The organism is Clostridium sp. HBUAS56010 (assembly GCF_007115105.1).
Taxonomy (GTDB): Bacteria; Bacillota; Clostridia; order Lachnospirales; family Lachnospiraceae; genus Lacrimispora.
In genome coordinates, this window is sequence record NZ_SULJ01000001.1 from 188,966 (window position 1) to 207,932 (window position 18,967).

General features: G+C 41.2%; 17 protein-coding genes. All 17 read left to right on the forward strand.

Translation table 11 applies throughout. The annotated features are described in order from the left end of the window. The first annotated feature begins 65 nt into the window (after window positions 1-65). The 17 genes from FAY33_RS00825 (at window position 66) to rseP (ending at window position 18,948) form a co-directional block, all read left to right on the forward strand. On the forward strand, window positions 66-1,619 hold the full coding sequence (locus FAY33_RS00825) for a YifB family Mg chelatase-like AAA ATPase (RefSeq protein ID WP_347562638.1): 1,554 nt from the start codon (window positions 66-68) through the stop codon (window positions 1,617-1,619). Beyond that, complete coding sequence (gene dprA / locus FAY33_RS00830; RefSeq protein ID WP_143318868.1) at window positions 1,606-2,706, forward strand: DNA-processing protein DprA; 1,101 nt, start codon at window positions 1,606-1,608, stop codon at window positions 2,704-2,706. The genes FAY33_RS00825 and dprA overlap by 14 nt, the downstream gene beginning before the upstream one ends. Window positions 2,707-2,720: 14 nt before the next feature. After that, window positions 2,721-4,790 carry a type I DNA topoisomerase gene (topA, locus tag FAY33_RS00835; protein ID WP_143318869.1) on the forward strand — a complete coding sequence of 690 codons (2,070 nt, stop codon included), beginning with the start codon at window positions 2,721-2,723 and terminating at the stop codon, window positions 4,788-4,790. A gap of 133 nt (window positions 4,791-4,923) precedes the next feature. Continuing rightward, window positions 4,924-5,739: a GTP-sensing pleiotropic transcriptional regulator CodY gene (gene codY, locus FAY33_RS00840; protein WP_143318870.1), complete on the forward strand. Its 816-nt coding sequence runs from the start codon at window positions 4,924-4,926 to the stop codon at window positions 5,737-5,739. A gap of 231 nt (window positions 5,740-5,970) precedes the next feature. Further along, the gene (gene rpsB / locus FAY33_RS00845) at window positions 5,971-6,711 is read left to right on the forward strand and encodes a 30S ribosomal protein S2 (protein WP_143318871.1); all 741 of its coding nucleotides are present in this window, start codon (window positions 5,971-5,973) and stop codon (window positions 6,709-6,711) included. 121 nt (window positions 6,712-6,832) lie between these two features. After that, window positions 6,833-7,756, forward strand: a complete 924-nt coding sequence (gene tsf / locus FAY33_RS00850) for a translation elongation factor Ts (protein ID WP_143318872.1) — start codon at window positions 6,833-6,835, stop codon at window positions 7,754-7,756. A 127-nt stretch (window positions 7,757-7,883) separates the two neighbouring features. Then, a complete protein-coding gene (locus tag FAY33_RS00855) occupies window positions 7,884-8,801 on the forward strand; it encodes an ABC transporter permease (protein ID WP_143318873.1) in 918 nt (305 codons plus the stop codon). 17 nt (window positions 8,802-8,818) lie between these two features. Then, on the forward strand, window positions 8,819-9,859 hold the full coding sequence (locus FAY33_RS00860) for an ABC transporter permease (RefSeq protein ID WP_143318874.1): 1,041 nt from the start codon (window positions 8,819-8,821) through the stop codon (window positions 9,857-9,859). 15 nt (window positions 9,860-9,874) lie between these two features. Continuing rightward, entirely contained in the window at window positions 9,875-10,885 is a 1,011-nt protein-coding gene (locus tag FAY33_RS00865) for an ABC transporter ATP-binding protein (protein ID WP_143318875.1), read from the forward strand. Beyond that, complete coding sequence (locus FAY33_RS00870) at window positions 10,882-11,862, forward strand: ABC transporter ATP-binding protein (protein WP_143318876.1); 981 nt, start codon at window positions 10,882-10,884, stop codon at window positions 11,860-11,862. The genes FAY33_RS00865 and FAY33_RS00870 overlap by 4 nt, the downstream gene beginning before the upstream one ends. A gap of 110 nt (window positions 11,863-11,972) precedes the next feature. Further along, window positions 11,973-13,658 (forward strand): peptide ABC transporter substrate-binding protein, encoded by a 1,686-nt coding sequence (locus FAY33_RS00875; protein WP_185967448.1) that lies wholly within the window; start codon window positions 11,973-11,975, stop codon window positions 13,656-13,658. 155 nt (window positions 13,659-13,813) lie between these two features. After that, complete coding sequence (gene pyrH, locus FAY33_RS00880; RefSeq protein ID WP_143318878.1) at window positions 13,814-14,515, forward strand: UMP kinase; 702 nt, start codon at window positions 13,814-13,816, stop codon at window positions 14,513-14,515. A gap of 15 nt (window positions 14,516-14,530) precedes the next feature. Beyond that, on the forward strand, window positions 14,531-15,085 hold the full coding sequence (gene frr, locus FAY33_RS00885; protein ID WP_143318879.1) for a ribosome recycling factor: 555 nt from the start codon (window positions 14,531-14,533) through the stop codon (window positions 15,083-15,085). A gap of 66 nt (window positions 15,086-15,151) precedes the next feature. After that, window positions 15,152-15,874, forward strand: coding sequence for an isoprenyl transferase (locus FAY33_RS00890; RefSeq protein WP_143318880.1), 723 nt, complete (start codon window positions 15,152-15,154; stop codon window positions 15,872-15,874). A 19-nt stretch (window positions 15,875-15,893) separates the two neighbouring features. Beyond that, window positions 15,894-16,694, forward strand: coding sequence for a phosphatidate cytidylyltransferase (locus FAY33_RS00895; protein WP_143318881.1), 801 nt, complete (start codon window positions 15,894-15,896; stop codon window positions 16,692-16,694). 51 nt (window positions 16,695-16,745) lie between these two features. Further along, the gene (locus FAY33_RS00900) at window positions 16,746-17,888 is read left to right on the forward strand and encodes a 1-deoxy-D-xylulose-5-phosphate reductoisomerase (RefSeq protein WP_143318882.1); all 1,143 of its coding nucleotides are present in this window, start codon (window positions 16,746-16,748) and stop codon (window positions 17,886-17,888) included. Between the two features lies 1 nt (window position 17,889). Then, entirely contained in the window at window positions 17,890-18,948 is a 1,059-nt protein-coding gene (gene rseP / locus FAY33_RS00905; RefSeq protein WP_143318883.1) for an RIP metalloprotease RseP, read from the forward strand. The last annotated feature ends 19 nt before the right edge of the window (window positions 18,949-18,967 follow it).

An 18,967-nucleotide genomic window follows, 5' to 3' on the forward strand; every position in this document is an offset into this window, starting at 1 on the left:
CATGTGCATTTCTGCACTTGTTTTTCCCAAAGAAAGAATTGATAATTGAATAAGGAAAGGGTGAATTGACTTTGTATAGCAAAGTTCATAGTATAGGCATTACAGGCGTGGAGGGAGTACCAATACTTGTTGAAGCGGATGTCAGTGATGGATTGCCAGGCTTTTCTATGGTTGGCTATCTTTCCTCTCAGGTAAAAGAAGCCCAGGACAGGGTTCGTACTGCGCTCAGGAATTCTGGTTTCCGGCTTCCTGCAAGAAAGGTCACAATTAATCTTTCTCCTGCGGATATCAGAAAGGAAGGAACGGCATTTGATCTTCCCATTGCCATTGCTGTTTTGGCTGCCTCCGGGTTGGTATCGTCTGCTCTGTTAAGAAATTGTGTGATTTCGGGTGAACTGGGACTTGATGGGAGAATTAAGCCGGTTCATGGCGCGCTTTCCATAACTGCCGCTGCAAAAAAAGACGGAAAACCCCTTTGTTTCCTCCCTCAGGGAAATATAAAAGAAGGGTTGATTATAGAGGGAATTGATATTATGGGAGTGGAACATTTAACTGATTTGACATCAGAACTGAATTCTCCCAAAAGGACTGGAAGAGTTTCCCGAAGAAAGGAGATAAATGTCAGTGCGACAGAATCTTATGATGTCGATTTCTCAGAAGTAGGAGGACAGCCCTTTCTCAGAAGAGCTACAGAAGTGGCGGTTGCAGGAATGCACAATATTCTCTATATCGGACCGGCTGGCACCGGAAAGTCAATGATTGCCAGAAGAATTCCCACTATAATGCCATCGTTGTCCAAGGATGAGATCATAGAAATTTCCAAGATTTACAGCGTCAGCGGATTGCTTAATTCAGAGATGCCATTGATGGCAAAGCGTCCATTTCGGAGTCCTCATCATACGGTCAGTCCACAGGCACTTGCAGGGGGAGGGCGAATACCAAAACCAGGTGAGATTTCTCTTGCGTCCGGTGGCGTTCTTTTTTTAGATGAGTTTCCGGAATTTCAAAAAAGTACCATAGAGATTTTGCGCCAGCCTTTGGAGGAGGGAAAGATTACCATTTCAAGAGTACATGGAGCATATGATTTTCCTGCTGAATTCATGCTGGTTGCAGCTCAGAATCCATGCCCCTGCGGTTGGTATCCGGATCGAGGAAGATGCCGGTGTTCTGAACAGCAGGTATACAAATATTTGAGCAGAATATCAAAACCTTTGTTAGATAGAATTGATATATGTGCAGAGTCCAGACTGGTTACATATGAAGAACTGGAACAGAAGACAGGAGGAGAGTCTTCTGCTTCTATACGCAGACGAATAGAAGCAGCAAGAAAGGTACAGGAGGAACGCTTTAAGGGGCAGAAAATCCATTTTAACAGTTTTATGAAGAAGAGTGAACTGGAAAAATTTTGCGTTCTGGGATCGGAAGAAAGGGAACTTTTGAGAAAAATATATGAAACAAAGGACCTGAGTGCACGAGGATATGAGAGACTTTTGAAGGTTTCAAGAACGATTGCAGATCTGGAAGGATCAGAGAAAATTAAAAGAAATCATCTGGCGGAAGCGGCAGGGCTTCGAAGTCTGGAGGGAAAGTACTGGGGAGGGATTTATGGTCAGCGATGATGAAAAGAAATATTTATATTGGCTTTGTCATGTTCCTTTCCTCGGGGCAGTAAGTATTAAAAAACTCTTTGATTGTATTGGCAGTTATAAAAGGATATATAATATAGAAGGAAAAGAACTGGAGCATTTGGGTCTTTTAAAACATAGGGATATTGCAGCCTTTGATCAAAGCAAAATTAGAATAGATTTCTTTAATGAGGAACTTATGAATCTTGAACAATCCGGTGGAGGCTTTATCACTCCCCATGAAGCTGAATATCCCAGACGGCTTCTGGATATTTACGCATATCCCATGGGGATATTTTATAAAGGCAGACTGCCATTTGAGGAGAAACCAACAGCGGCGATCATTGGAGCAAGAAACTGTACCAATTACGGAATTCAGATGGCTTCTTATTTTGCCAGAGAACTGTCTGCCATGGGAATCCAGATTGTTAGTGGACTTGCCAGCGGCATTGATGGCGCTGGACATAAAGGAGCATTAGAAGCAGGAGGAGAGACATATGGAGTCTTAGGTTGTGGAATCAATATTTGCTATCCCAAGGAAAATTATGGATTGTTTGAGCGGTTGAAAAAATGCGGAGGAGTGATTACCGAGTTTGTTCCTGATGAATCACCAAAACCTCGTAATTTCCCCATGAGAAATCGGATCATCAGCGGTCTGTCTGATGTGATACTTGTCATGGAAGCGAGAGAAAAGAGCGGTTCTTTAATCACAGCCAATTTAGGCCTTGAGCAGGGAAAAGAAATTTTCGCTCTTCCGGGAAGAACAAGCGACCCCTTAAGTGCCGGCTGCAACCAGCTTATTTCAGACGGAGCGGTGCCATTATTAAGTCCTGATTCTGTTCTGGAATATTTTGATTTAAGAAAAGGTAAAATGTTAAGAGTTCATGAAAAAAATGAGAACGGGCTTGCCAAAAAAGAAAAAATGGTGTATAGTTGCCTAGATTTACAACCAAAAAATTTAGAAGAGATCATTTCTATAAGCGGATTGTCTGTGAATGAGTGTATGGAGGTCCTTTTGAATCTGGAATTTAAAGGACTTATTCTGCAGACATCCCATCAATATTATGGTAAGAAACTATAGGCGAGGAGTTTGGTATGGCGAACTGTTTAGTAATTGTGGAGTCACCGGCAAAGGTAAAAACGATAAAGAAGTTCTTGGGGACGAACTATGAAGTGGACGCCTCTAACGGTCATGTAAGAGACCTCCCGAAGAGTCAGATGGGAATTGATGTGGATCATGATTTTGATCCTAAATATATAACGATCAGAGGAAAAGGAGATATTCTGGCAAAGCTTAGAAAAGAAGTGAAAAAAGCCGATAAGATTTATCTCGCAACGGACCCTGACCGTGAGGGAGAGGCTATTTCCTGGCATCTGATGAAAGCGTTAAAACTAGATGAAGTAAAAGAAAAGCAAGTATATCGTATCAGCTTTAACGAAATTACAAAGAATGCGGTAAAGACATCTTTAAAGACTCCCAGAGTCATTGACATGGATCTGGTAGATGCCCAGCAGGCAAGGAGAGTTCTTGACCGTATGGTGGGATATATGATCAGCCCTTTGCTGTGGGCAAAAGTAAAAAGGGGATTGAGTGCGGGACGTGTTCAGTCTGTAGCCTTGAGACTTATTTGTGACAGGGAAGAAGAGATTAATGCTTTTATTCCGGAAGAGTATTGGAATTTGGATGCAGTCCTTAGACAGGAAGGAAGTAAAAAGCCTTTGACTGCTAAGTTTTATGGGGATAAGAACGGAAAAATTGCCATTCACACCAAAGATGAATTGGATCAGATACTTAGTGGATTGAAAGATAAAACCTATCAGGTGGAAGAAGTTAAGAACGGGGAGAGAGTGAAAAAGGCTCCTATTCCATTTACCACCAGTACACTTCAGCAGGAGGCATCCAAAGTGCTTAATTATTCTACGCAGAAGACGATGCGCCTTGCTCAGCAGCTATATGAAGGCGTGGAGGTTGCCGGACATGGAACTGTAGGTCTTATTACTTATCTGCGTACAGATTCCACCAGAATCGCAGAAGAAGCAGATGTTGCTGCAAGAGAGTTTATTACGGAGCAGTACGGCAGCCAGTATGTGGCAAAGGGCGAGCAGAATAAGAAAAGTAATGTGAAAATTCAGGATGCGCATGAGGCGATTCGTCCTACTGACATAGCTCTTACACCAGTAAAGGTGAAAGAATCCTTACAAAGAGATTTGTTCAGGCTCTATCAATTGATCTGGAAGCGATTCGCTGCCAGCCGGATGCAGCCTGCTGTTTATCAGACGACATCTGTTAAAGTTGGGGCAGGCTCTTATTTATTTACACTTTCTGCTTCCAAGTTATCTTTTGATGGTTTTATGTCTGTCTATGTTCAGGATGAAGATAAAGAAGATACCAATATGTTGTTAGGGAAATTGGAAAAGGGAAGTATATTAAAACTGGAACAATTGGATAATAGTCAGCATTTCACCCAGCCGCCGGCTCATTTTACGGAAGCCTCACTTGTTAAAGCAATGGAGGAACAGGGAATTGGTCGTCCTAGTACTTATGCCCCTACGATTACAACAATCATTGCCAGACGGTATGTTGCCAAAGAGAATAAAAATCTTTATGTGACAGAGCTTGGAGAAGTTGTTAACCGTATTATGAAGCAGAGTTTTCCAAGCATTGTGGATGTTACATTCACTGCTAATCTGGAATATCTTTTAGATAAAGTGGGGGACGGATCTGTTCAGTGGAAGACTGTGGTAAAGAATTTTTACCCTGACTTAAAGGAGGCAGTAGATAAAGCCCTTGTGGAATTAGAATCTGTGACAATTGCTGATGAAGTTACCGATGAGATCTGCGAACTTTGCGGAAAGAATATGGTAATTAAATACGGTCCTCATGGTAAGTTCCTGGCGTGCCCGGGATTTCCGGATTGTAAGAACACAAAACCATATTTGGAGAAGATCGGTGTACCTTGTCCCAAATGCGGAAAAGAAGTTGTGCTTAAAAAGACAAAAAAAGGAAGATTGTATTACGGATGTGAAGCAAATCCAGAATGTGAATTTATGTCATGGCAGAAGCCATCCACACAAAAATGTCCAAAATGCGGTGCTTATATGGTAGAAAAGGGTAATAAACTGCTATGTTCCAACGAGCAATGTGGCTATAGTGCTGATAAATAAGGAAAAAGAATAATTATTAAGAAAATCGAAAATCTTCAAAAAACTATTGTTATTTGAAAATAATAGTGTTAATATTTATATATTAAAGGTCTATTTTGGATTTTCAAACAAATTCATAAGGAGGTTTTCGGATATGAGCGTACAATTGTTGGACAAAACTAGGAAAATAAACAAATTATTGCATAATAACAATTCCCATAAGGTTGTATTCAATGATATCTGTGAAGTGCTGACCGAGATCCTGAATTCGAATATTCTTGTAATCAGCAAGAAGGGCAAGGTGCTTGGCGTTGGGCTGACACCTGATATTGATGAGATTCAGGAACTGATTGCCGATCAGGTCGGAGGTTATGTTGATACAATGTTGAATGAGCGTCTGCTCAGCATTTTATCAACTAAAGAGAATGTTAATTTAGAAACGTTAGGTTTTACTGGTGATGACATCAGAAGATATCAGGCGATAATCACACCGATTGATATTGCAGGAGAGCGTTTGGGTACGCTGTTTATTTACAAGTCTGATTCCCAGTATGACATTGATGATATTATTTTAAGTGAATATGGAACCACAGTGGTGGGACTTGAGATGATGCGCTCTGTCAACGAGGAAAATGCAGAAGAAACCAGAAAGGTGCAGATTGTAAAGTCTGCAATCAGTACTCTTTCATTTTCTGAACTGGAAGCAATTACTCATATTTTTGAGGAATTAGATGGAAATGAAGGAATTTTGGTGGCAAGTAAGATTGCAGACCGGGTGGGGATTACCCGTTCTGTAATTGTCAATGCGCTTCGTAAGTTTGAGAGTGCGGGAGTCATTGAATCCAGGTCTTCTGGTATGAAAGGTACTTATATTAAAGTGCTGAATGATGTAGTGTTTGATGAATTAAAAGTTATTAAAGCCGGGACGGCCAAAAGCATGGCTGAACGCAGAGAAATGAAGGATCTTTAAAATAGAAAGAATAATAAAAAGAGTAGATGAGAATCTGCTCTTTTTATTATAATCCATAAGTTTTCTTTTTTGTGGTATAAGTACAAATAATACTTGCAACGGTTAAAAAATTATGTTATACTAGCTAAGCTTGTAAAAAAACACGTCTGTGGATTTCTGCGGAGGGTGCCGGAAGGTCTCCCAGGGAGCATAAGAAACGGACGGAAGTAAAAACCAAATGGAGGTAATAACATGAGCGTTATTTCAATGAAGCAGCTTTTAGAAGCTGGCGTACATTTTGGTCATCAGACCAGAAGATGGAACCCTAAGATGGCTCCTTATATCTACACAGAAAGAAATGGTATTTACATCATTGACTTACAGAAGTCTGTTGTAAAAGTAGATGAGGCATACAAAGCAATATCTGATATTGCTGCAGACGGTGGAAGCATTCTTTTCGTAGGTACAAAAAAGCAGGCTCAGGATGCAATTAAGTCTGAAGCAGAGCGTTGCGGCATGTATTTTGTAAATGAAAGATGGCTTGGTGGTATGCTTACAAACTTTAAGACAATTCAGTCCAGAATTGCCAGATTAAAGAAGATCGAAGCAATGTCCCAGGATGGCACTTTCGAAGTTCTTCCTAAGAAAGAAGTTATTGCTCTTAAAAAAGAGTGGGATAAGTTAGAGAGAAACTTAGGTGGAATCAAAGAAATGAAAAAGATTCCGGATGCAATTTTCATTGTTGATCCTAAGAAAGAAAGAATCTGCGTTCAGGAAGCTCATAATTTAGGAATTCCTTTAATCGGTATCGCTGATACCAACTGTGATCCTGAGGAATTAGATTTTGTAATCCCAGGTAACGATGATGCGATCAGAGCCGTTAAGTTGATTGTATCCAAGATGGCAGACGCAGTAATCGAAGCAAACCAGGGCGAGGCAGTAGCTGAGGAAGCAGAAGCAGCTCAGGAAACAGAAGAGACTGTAGAGGCTTAATCATTCAGACATTTGAATGCTTCGACCTGCTTTGAGGAGCGGGTCGAAGCATTTTTTATGGAAATTTGTTCCTTAATAAACTTGAATTTAAATCAATGAACCATAGATGGAGGGAAAATACATGGCAGCAGTTACAGCTGGAATGGTAAAAGAATTAAGAGAGATGACCGGTGCAGGCATGATGGATTGCAAGAAAGCTCTTGCACAGACCGATGGTGATATGGACAAGGCAGTTGAGTTTTTAAGAGAAAAAGGACTTGCCGCTGCATCTAAAAAAGCTGGTAGAATTGCAGCAGAAGGTATTGTTGCTGCAGTGATAAGCGAAGACGGAAAGTCTGGAGCAATTGTAGAAGTAAACAGCGAGACAGACTTTGTGGCAAAGAATGCTCAGTTCCAGGAATATGTTGCAGATGTTGCTGCACAGGCACTGGCTTCTGAATCAAAAGATGTGGAAGAATTTCTTACAGAAAGCTGGGCTAAGGACACCTCTTTAACCGTAGCACAGGTTTTATCAAGCCAGATTTCTGTAATCGGCGAGAATATGAGCATCAGAAGATTTGAGAAGATTGTTACTGATGGCGTTGTTGTTGATTATATTCATGGTGGCGGAAGAATTGGTGTTTTGATTGAAGCCAGCGCAGAAGTGGTAAATGATACAGTAAAAGAAGCATTGAAGAATATTGCAATGCAGATTGCAGCTCTGACACCAAAGTATGTGAAGAGAGATGAGATTCCACAGGAATTCATTGATCACGAGACTGAAATCTTAAAATTGCAGGCTAAGAATGAAAATCCGGATAAGCCAGATAATATTATTGAAAAAATGATTGTTGGTCGTCTGAATAAAGAATTAAAAGAATTCTGTCTTGTAGATCAGGCATATGTAAAAGATGGCGATTTAACCGTAGCAAAATATTTAGAGCAGGTTTCTAAAGAAGTTGGCGGCAAGGTAGATGTGAAGAGGTTCGTACGTTTTGAAACTGGTGAAGGTCTTGAGAAGAAAGAAGAGAACTTCGCAGAGGAAGTTGCAAGACAGATGCAGTAATCTTAATAGGATTCTGGGGGAATCCCATGGGTATCCATGGGATTTTTCTATTCAATTAGTGTCCGTTTACCATTAACAAATGTTTCCATATTGTACGGACACCACAATACCAAAGGAGTTGACGAAAGTGGCTAAGTATATTATTAAGCGAATCGCTATGGCGGTTATAACAATTTTCGCTGTTGCAACGATTACATTTTTTGTCATGAACATGGTGCCAGGTGGTCCTTTCATGTCGGAAAAAGCAATCAGCCCACAGGCACAGGCAGCTTTGAATGAAAAGTATGGACTGGACAAGCCGTTGGGAGAACAGTATGTAACTTACATGAAGGACTTACTTCATGGTGATTTAGGGTTGAGCGTAAAACAGCGCGGACGTACTGTTAATATGATTGTTGCTGCCAAGTTTCCTGTTTCTGCAAAAATTGGTGGAATCGCAATTTTAACAGCGGTTATTATAGGCGTTCCTTTAGGAAGTGTAGCAGCTTTTAAGAGGGGGACTGTAGTAGATAATATTATTATTGTGTTCAGCACATGCGGAATTGCTGTTCCGAGCTTTGTAGTCTGTACAATTTTGATGTATGTTTTAAGTTTAAAGATGGGGCTGCTGCCCACCTATGGTTTGGCCTCGTGGAAAAACTATATTATGCCAGTACTTGCTCTTGCCCTTTACCCTTCTTCCTATATAGCACGTTTGATGCGGTCATCCATGCTTGACGTTATGGGACAGGATTATATGAGAACGGCAAAAGCAAAGGGACTTTCCCAATTGGTGAGCATTTTTAAACATGCGCTTCGTAATGCGATTCTTCCGGTAGTTACATACTTAGGACCGCTTTTAGCCTATACTGTAACAGGAAGTTTTATTGTGGAGAAGATATTTACAATTCCAGGACTGGGATCTGAATTCATTGGGTCAATTACAGGACGGGATTACCCTCTTATTATGGGTACCACTATTTTCCTTGCTACTTTGATGGTTATCATGAACGTGTTGGTCGATGTCGCTTATAAGCTTATTGATCCGCGAATTAATCTGAAATAAGAGAAAGGAGAAAGAGGATGCCAAAGAATAAATTATCATTACAGGTTAATGTGGAAGACTTTCTCCCGGCAACTGATGCGGAAAAAGAAAGCTTAACTGTTATGCGTAAAAGTGTCGGATTCTGGAAGGATGGTTTCAGACGTCTGAAGAAAAATAAGATTGCCATGGTAAGTCTTTTTGTAATCCTACTGGTATTAATTTTTTCATTTATTGTACCTCAGTTTTATCCGTACAGTTATGAACAGCAGATTAGGGGAAGTGAAAATCTTGCTCCAATGCAGTACTCTGAGAAAGAATTGAAATCTATGGAGGAGGGCGAAAGCGTTTTCCCTCATGTATTGGGTACAGATAACCTGGGACGTGACTATGCGGTTCGAGTTATGATGGGAAGCCGGGTTTCTTTAATTGTAGGCCTGGTGGCTTCAGCCATTATTTTGCTCATAGGTTCACTTTATGGTTCTGTTGCAGGCTTTTTTGGCGGCTGGGTTGATATGATTATGATGCGGATTGTTGATATGATTTATACAGTACCTGATATTTTGATTATCGTACTGTTATCCGTTGCATTTGATCAGCCTCTTAAAGCTTTGGCTCAGAGACCAGGATTTCAGTGGATTCAGGTTATTGGTGTCAATCTTATTAGTATTTTTGTTGTATTTGCCCTTCTTTATTGGGTAGGTATGGCGCGTATTGTGCGAAGTCAGATTCTTATTTTAAAGGAACAGGAATATGTTACGGCAGCCAGAGCTCTTGGAGCCTCCAGCGCCCATATTATTAAAAAACATCTTCTGACGAACTGTATTGGTACATTAATTGTCACAACAACTTTACAGATTCCTTCCTCAATATTTACGGAGAGTTTCTTGAGCTTTTTAGGACTTGGAGTGGCTGCGCCCATGCCTTCCCTGGGAAGCCTTGCCAGTGCAGCGTTAAATGGTCTGCAGAGTTATCCTCACCGTCTGTTTGCACCTGCGCTTGCTATTTCCGTTATTATATTAAGCTTTAACTTACTGGGCGATGGTCTTCGTGATGCGTTTGACCCGAAACTGAAAGATTAAAGGAGGAGAGAATCAATGAGTGAATATTTAGTAAATATTGAAAATGAACGTCTTTCTTTCTTTACTCCGGCAGGGGAAGTAAAGGCTTTGAATAATGTTTCCCTTCATTTAAAAGAAGGGGAAGTCTTGGGAATTGTAGGTGAGTCAGGTTCTGGAAAATCTGTTACCGCTTATAGTCTTATGGGACTTACCGCTTATCCTGGACGTCTGCTTGGAGGCTCTTTGATGTTTAATAATCATCAGATTGACAAGATGACAGAAAAAGAGATGAGAAAAATCAGAGGAAACGAGATTTCCATTATTTTTCAGGATCCAATGACAAGTTTGAATCCAGTGTATACAATTGGTAACCAGATTTGTGAAGTGGTTATGCTTCATACAAAAAAGGATAAGAAACAGGCAATAGAGAGGGCGAAAGAACTGCTCACTCTGGTAGGAATTAACGAACCGGAGAAACGTTTGAGACAATATCCCCATGAATTATCCGGTGGTATGCGCCAACGTGTTATGATCGCGATTGCACTTGCATGTGAACCAAAACTTTTAATTGCGGATGAGCCAACAACAGCTCTGGATGTAACGATTCAAGCTCAGATTCTTGAACTTATGATGGATTTAAAAGAGAAACTTGGTATGGCAATTATTATGATTACCCATGACCTTGGAGTTGTTGCCAATATGTGTGACAGAATAGCGGTAATGTATGCAGGTCAAGTCATTGAGTATGGCAATACGGATGATATTTTCTATGAGCCAAGTCATGAATATACGAAGGGTTTGATCCGAAGTATTCCAAAACTTACGGAAAAAGAGCATAACAAGCTGATTCCCATTGAGGGAAGCCCCATTGATATGTTAAATCCGCCTGCAGGCTGTCCTTTTGCGCCAAGATGCAGAGCATGCATGAAGATATGCCTTCGTGAAATGCCTCCATATACAGATGTGTCAGAGATTCATTACAGTGCCTGCTGGCTGCTGCAGAAGCAGGAATTTGAAAAGCAACAGGCGCAGAAAGGAGAGGCATGATGGAAGATAAATATCTTGTAGAAGTGCAGAATTTACAGCAGTATTTCCCTGTTTCTGGTAATAAGTTATTTCAGAAAAAGGTGGTTAAAGCTGTTGATAATGTATCTTTTGGAATAAAAAAAGGTGAAACACTTGGACTTGTAGGCGAATCTGGCTGTGGAAAAACGACTACGGGACGTACCTTACTCCGGCTTCACGAGCCGACGGCAGGAAAGATCTTTTTTGAAGGGAAGGATATTACAAAAGTAAATATGCTTCCTTACCGCCGCAAGATGCAGATTGTATTTCAGGACCCTTATGCCAGCCTTGATCCAAGAATGACGGTTGGTGATATTATTGGAGAAGCCATCGACATTCATCATATGGCTTCGAATAAAAAGGAGCGTCAGGAACAGATTATTTCAGTTCTGTCTACGGTAGGACTGAATTCAGAACATGCAAACCGCTATCCTCATGAATTTTCAGGCGGTCAGCGTCAGCGTGTGGGAATTGCAAGGGCATTGGCAGTTGACCCTCAGTTTATCGTTTGCGATGAACCGGTTTCGGCGCTTGATGTTTCCATACAGGCTCAGGTTGTTAATATGTTTGAACAGCTTCAGGAAGAACGTGGTCTTACTTATCTGTTCATTGCTCATGACCTTTCTATCGTTAAACATATATCAAACAGGATTGGAGTTATGTATCTGGGCAAGCTGGTAGAACTTGCAGACAGCTATGAATTGACATTTCACAGCCTTCACCCCTATACAAAGAGCCTTATTTCTGCAATACCAATTGCAGATCCCAAGTTAAGCCGTGAATCCAAGAGAATTGTTTTAGAAGGAGATGTTCCAAGTCCGGTCAATCCTCCTTCCGGATGTCACTTCCGTACCCGGTGCCCTTATGCAGATCAGCTTTGTGCGGAGAAGGAACCGGAGTGGAAAGAAGTTGCAAGCAATCATTACGCAGCATGTCATCATCTTGATAAAGTGAACTAAAATGTAATTGCTATTTTGTACTTTTTATGGTATAGTGAAGTTTGAATCAGCGTAGTAGCTAAGTAAAGTGTTACTACGCTGAAAAAAATTACATTTATAGGAGGAAAATTATGAAAAAGATATCACTTTTGTTAGCTGCTGTTATGGCTTCAAGTATGATTCTTTCAGCTTGCGGCGGAAATAAGTCAACTGGTTCCAATGACACTACAGCGGCTGCAAATGGAGAGACGACAGCCCAGACAGGCGGAGCTGCCGGAGCACTTGATCTTGCGGTTAGAATAGGACCTGATCCAGAGACCATTGATCCTGCATTAAATAGTGCAGTCGATGGTGGTAATATGATTGTTCAGGCTTTTGAAACACTTCTTATTGTGGATTCAGAAAGCAAGATTGTACCTGGACAGGCAGAATCATTTAAAGTATCAGAAGACGGGCTGACTTATACCTTTAAACTCCGTAAGGATTTAAAATGGAGTGATGGAACACCATTAACTGCAGAAGATTTTGTATATTCATGGAAGAGGCTGGCTGATCCGAATACAGCAGCACCTTATTCTGCGGATATGCTTGGATATATAAAGGGATTTGAGGAAGCATCAAAAGGTGATACAGATGCACTTGCAGTTTCTGCACCAGATGAGACTACGTTTGTTGTTGAATTATCCGCACCGTGTGTGTATTTTGAAAAGTTGGTAACTCATGCATCCATGGTACCGGTTGAGAAAGCAACAATTGAAGCCAACGGCGATCAGTGGACATTAAAACCGGAAACCTATGTTTCCAACGGTCCTTTAAAGATGATTGAGTGGGTACCAGGTTCCCATATAACCTTTGCTAAGAATGAAAACTACTGGAATGCAGATAAAGTAACATTGAATACTTTGAAATTCGTGCTTATGGAAGATACGAATGCAGCATACAGTGCTTATCAGACTGGTGAGATTTCTATGGTTAAAGAGCCTCCTACAGAAGAGGTTCCAAATCTTAAAGGAAAAGAAGATTTTCATATAGAACCAATTATGGGTACTTATTACCTGGATTTTCAGAATCAGAAGGAACCATTTAACAATGTTGATGTCCGCAGAGCATTAAGTCTTGTTATTGACCGGAATTATGTTGCCAACACTGTTATGCAGGGAACTTATTCACCAGCAACCAACTTTGTGGGACCTGGAATTAGTGATGCAGAAGCAGGTAAATTTTTCGAGGATATAACAAGGGAAAAGAATGGCAAGGATTTCTTTGATCCGGATGAATATGAGGCTAATGTAGAAAAGGCAAAGGAACTTCTTGCAAAAGCCGGATATCCTAACGGCGAAGGCTTCCCTACCATTGAGTATATGACCAATGATGCTGGTTACCATAAGCCGCTTGCTGAGTATTTACAGAGCTGCTGGAAAGAAACTCTTGGCATTAACACCGATATTAAGGTTGTTGAGTGGGCTACCTTTACCCCAACCCGTCGTGCCGGAGATTATCAGATGGCTCGTGATGGCTGGGTATATGACTACGATGATCCTTCTAACATGTTAAACTTAATGTTAACATCAAGCGGTAATAACAATGCCAAATACAGCAACCCAGAACTTGACAAACTTCTTGATGAGGCGAACACAACGGCTGACGTTGCAGAGCATTATGAAAAACTTCATGAAGCAGAGAATATGATTCTTGAGGATGCAGCAATTGCACCGATTGCATATTACAACGACTTCTGGTTACAGGATACTAAGTTAAAAGGGACATGGCATTCCCCATATGGCTACTGGTTCTTCCAGTATGCTACCATGGAATAATGGCAGTTCTCTGATAGAAAATACCCGGAATGATGTTCCGGGTATTTTTATGCGTGCAGAGACTTAACTAAGCGGAGAAACTTCCTCTTTCCAACCATCCAAAAGTGTGCTATAATCGATTGAGACAATAGAAGAGTACAGGAGAATTTAAGGTTATGAATCCAAGACGTGTATTATTAAAACTCAGTGGTGAAGCGCTTGCGGGCTCAGGGAAGACAGGCTATGAAGAAGCCACTGTTAAGGAGGTTGCACGGCAGGTTAAGATATCCGTTGATGCAGGTGTTGAGGTAGGAATTGTAATCGGCGGAGGCAATTTCTGGAGAGGACGAACCAGCAATGCCATTGATCGTACAAAAGCAGACCAGATTGGTATGCTGGCTACTGTCATGAACTGCATTTATGTTTCGGAGATTTTTCGCAACGGAGGAATGAAAACAGGGATTCTTACTCCATTTCAATGTGGTTCCATGACAGAACTTTTTTCAAAGGACAAGGCAAGTGAATATTTTGCAGAAGGCAAAGTAGTGTTTTTTGCCGGTGGAACTGGTCATCCTTATTTCTCTACGGATACAGGGGTTGCACTTAGGGCGATTGAGATGGATGCAGACTGTATTCTCTTAGCCAAAGCCATTGACGGTGTATATGACAGCGATCCAAAGGTCAATCCCGATGCAGTAAAGTATGATAAGATTTCCATTCAGGAAGTGATTGACAAGCAGTTGTGTGTTATTGACTTAACGGCATCTATTATGTGCATGGAGAATAAGATGCCCCTTGCAGTATTTAGTTTGAATGAAAAAGATGGCATTGCCAATGCAATGCAGGGAAAAATAAACGGTACCATTGTGACCGCATAAAACCAGGAGGACAATATGCAGGAGAGTTTACAAGTTTACGAAGACAAAATGAATAAAACATTAAAATCGTTGGAGAATGATTTTATGACCATTCGTGCAGGACGTGCCAACCCTCATGTATTGGATAAAATCAGAGTTGACTATTACGGAACACCAACTCCGCTTCAGCAGGTGGGAAACGTTACCATTCCGGAAGCTCGCATGATCGTAATTCAGCCTTGGGAAAAGACATTGTTAAAGGCAATTGAGAAAGCGATTCTTACTTCTGATCTCGGAATTAATCCAACCAATGACGGCAATGTAATACGTCTTGTTTTTCCGGAACTTACGGAAGAACGCAGAAAAGAACTGGTAAAAGACGTTAAGAAAAAAGGGGAAGCTGCAAAAGTGGCGATCCGCAATATTCGCCGTGATGCCAATGACTCTTTTAAAAAGCAGTTAAAGGCTGAGGAGATTTCTGAAGACGAGCAGGCTGATGCAGAAGATAAGATTCAGAAATTGACGGATAAGATGATTGCAAAGGTAGAAAAAGCAATTGAAGAGAAGTCAAAGGATCTTCTTACGGTATAATATTTTAAACAGGGGGGCAGGCATTTTGCCTGTCCTGTTTTGTGTTTTTTTAAGGAGTGAAAAAGTATGGACGATAAGGTACAGGATCTGGTAATACCGGAACACATTGCTATTATATTAGACGGTAATGGCCGCTGGGCGAAAAAGAGAGGACTTCCAAGAAGTCTGGGTCATAAAGAGGGCTGCGTTACCGTGGAAAAGACTGTTGAGAATGCGGCAAGACTGGGAATAAAATATTTGACCGTGTATGGATTTTCTACAGAAAACTGGAAGCGGTCCGCAGAAGAAGTAGGGGCACTGATGCAGTTATTCCGCTATTATATGGTCCGGTTATTAAAAGTTTCAAAGGCGAATAATGTAAGAGTTAAGATGATTGGAGATATAGAGCGGTTTGACAGGGACATTGTTGAAGGTGTTGGAAGACTGGTAGAAGAGACGAAGGATAATACTGGTCTTACTTTTGTGATTGCAGTTAATTACGGTGGACGTGATGAGATCGTGCGGGCAGTTAAAAAAGTCATAAAAGATGTGAAAATAGGAACTGTTGAAGAGGATGAGATGAACGAGAGAGTATTTACTTCCTATCTTGATACAGCAGATATTCCGGATCCGGAGCTTTTAATTCGTACCAGCGGAGAACTAAGGCTTTCGAATTATTTATTATGGCAGCTTGCTTACACGGAATTTTATGTGACTGACTGCTATTGGCCTGACTTTAATATGGAAGAATTGAAAAAAGCGATTGAAGCATACAATCGCAGGGATCGAAGATTTGGGGGAGTGAAGTAACTGGGAGGGAGGAAGCTCAATGTTTACAATCAGGCTGATAAGCGGTATCATTCTTATATTGATTGCGCTTTTTACGGTAGGAACCGGAGGCTGGGTGCTTTTTGCCACTACGATCTCCATTTCCATAATCGGGTTGTTTGAACTGTATCGTGTAATGAAGATACAAGGAAGTCTGTTAGGAGTTGTGGGCTACATTACTGTTTTAACCTCCTATTGCCTTTTGTGGTTTCACCGGGAAGACCTTATGCTTCTCCTGTCCACAGGCTTTCTTATGCTTCTTATGGGAATCTATGTTTTCACCTTTCCCAAATACCGGTTGGAAGAAGTGGCTGTTGCATTCTTTGGCGTGTTTTATGTGGCAGTAATGTTATCCTACCTGTATCAGGTAAGGGTAATGGTTGATGGGAAGTATATGGTCTGGCTTGTGTTTTTAAGCTCCTGGGGAAGCGATACCTGTGCGTATTGTGTGGGAATGCTTTTTGGAAAGCATAAGCTTGCCCCGGTTCTCAGTCCGAAAAAATCTGTGGAGGGAGCTGTCGGAGGTGTGGTGGGAGCTGCTTTATTGGGCTTTTTGTATGGAACTTTTTTGGGGATATTCATGACGGAGATTCGTAATCCGCAGTTGGTATGTGCTCTTTCATGCGCGATTGCAGCAATGATTTCCCAGGTTGGAGATCTGGCTGCTTCGGCAATAAAACGGAACCATCAGGTAAAAGATTATGGAAAACTCATTCCGGGTCATGGCGGTATTCTTGATCGTTTTGACAGCATGCTTTTTACAGCTCCTGCAATTTTTTTTGCAGTAACTTTTTTACGCTAGAGATAAATACTGTCTGTATTATTGGAAAAGAAAAGGAGTTATCAGCATAAGATGAAGAAAATAGCAATTCTCGGTTCCACAGGATCAATCGGAACTCAGACCCTGGAGGTGGTTGAAAACCAAGGGGATATAGAGGTAACTGCTTTGGCGGCAGGCAGTAACATTGATCTGCTGGAAACTCAGATCAGAAAATTCAGACCAAAGCTTGTATGTGTGTGGGATGAGAAGAAATCCAGAGAGCTGGCTCTATTGGTAAAAGATTTACCTGTGAAGATTGTATCTGGCATGGATGGTCTTGTGGAAGTGGCTACAGAAGTTTCTGCTGAGATCGTTGTTACGGCAGTTGTAGGCATGATCGGAATACGCCCGACAATCGCAGCAATGAAAGCGGGTAAAGACATCGCTTTGGCGAACAAAGAGACACTGGTTACAGCAGGTCATATAATTATGCCTCTTGCCAGAGAGTGCGGCGTTAAGATCTTTCCGGTGGATAGTGAGCATAGTGCGATTTTTCAGTGCTTAAATGGGGAACATACAAATAAAATACATAAAATTCTTCTCACTGCATCGGGTGGGCCTTTTCGTGGAAAAACGCGAGAACAGCTTAAATCCGTACAGGTAGAGGATGCATTAAATCATCCAAACTGGTCCATGGGAAGAAAGATTACCATTGATTCTTCCACTATGGTCAACAAGGGACTTGAAGTAATGGAAGCAAAATGGCTGTTTGGTGTTGAGATGGATCAGGTGCAGGTGGTGATACAGCCCAAAAGCGTGATTCATTCTATGGTTGAATTTGAAGATGGAGCGGTGATGGCTCAACTCGGAACACCGGATATGAAACTGCCGATCCAGTATGCACTTTACTATCCTAAGAGAAGATTCCTTTCCGGGGATCGTCTTGATTTCTGGGCTTTGAATCAGATTGCCTTTGAAAAACCGGATATGGTTAATTTTCCGGGATTATCCCTGGCATATAAGGCGGGAAAGACAGGTGGTACACTTCCAACGGTGTTTAATGCGGCCAATGAACGTGCAGTTGCCAAATTTTTAGATAGAAAAATATCATATCTTTCCATAACAGATATGATAGAGGGAGCAATGAACGGGCATACTGTGAAGGAGAATCCCACAGTGGAAGAGATTCTTGAAGCGGAAGCTGCAGCTTATGACTATATAGAAAGCAGGTGGTAGATTGTCCAGTATTATTGTAGCAATTCTTGTATTTGGATTAATTGTATTAATTCATGAATTAGGGCATTTTTTGTTTGCAAAAAAGAACGGAATCACTGTTGTAGAGTTTTCCATTGGTATGGGACCAAGACTGGTACATTTAAAAAAGGGTGAGACTGTTTATTCCATTAAGTTGCTGCCTTTGGGCGGCTCCTGTATGATGCTGGGAGAAGACGAGGAAAACGCGGATCAGGGAGCGTTTCAGAATAAATCAATTTTGGCACGGATGTCAGTGATTGTGGCAGGACCTGTGTTTAACTTCATTCTTGCGTTTCTTCTTTCCCTAATTCTTGTTGGAATGAGCGGATATGATATGACATATGTGAAAGAAGTGGCAAAGGATTCACCGGCATATGGAGCTGGAATGCAGCCAGGAGATAAGCTTTTAAAGATAAATGGAGAAAAGGTTTCCATGTATCGGGAGTATATTCTCTATAAGGTTTTAAAACCCGATGAATTGATGAATACAGTGGAATTTCTAAGAGTTGATTCATCTACTGGGGAAAGTACTGTTAAAACCGCATCTGTAACTCCCAAATATTCAGAAGAAAGTGGAAAATATCTGATTGGAATTACCATTGCGCCCCAGAATGCGAAAGTTTCTTCTGTTGGTCAACTGATCCAGTATGGATACAAGGAAATGGAATATGATGTAAAACTGACAGTTAAGAGCCTTGGTATGCTTCTTTCTGGAAAAGCAGGTATGAAAGATTTAAGCGGTCCGGTAGGGATTGTGGTAATGATTGATGATTCAGTGAAGGCAGGTCTTTCCGTCAGCATTAAGGCGGCATTCATTAATGTAATCAGTATGTGTATTCTTTTAAGTGCGAACTTGGGTGTTATGAATCTTCTGCCTATACCGGCTTTGGATGGAGGACGTCTGCTGTTTCTGATTATTGAGGCAATCAGAGGAAAGCGTATGGATCCTAATAAAGAAGGCATTGTTAATATGATCAGTATGGCGGCTTTGATGGCGCTTATGATCTTTGTGGTATTTAATGATATTAGCAGGTTTACCTGACAGGATGTGAATACAGAAT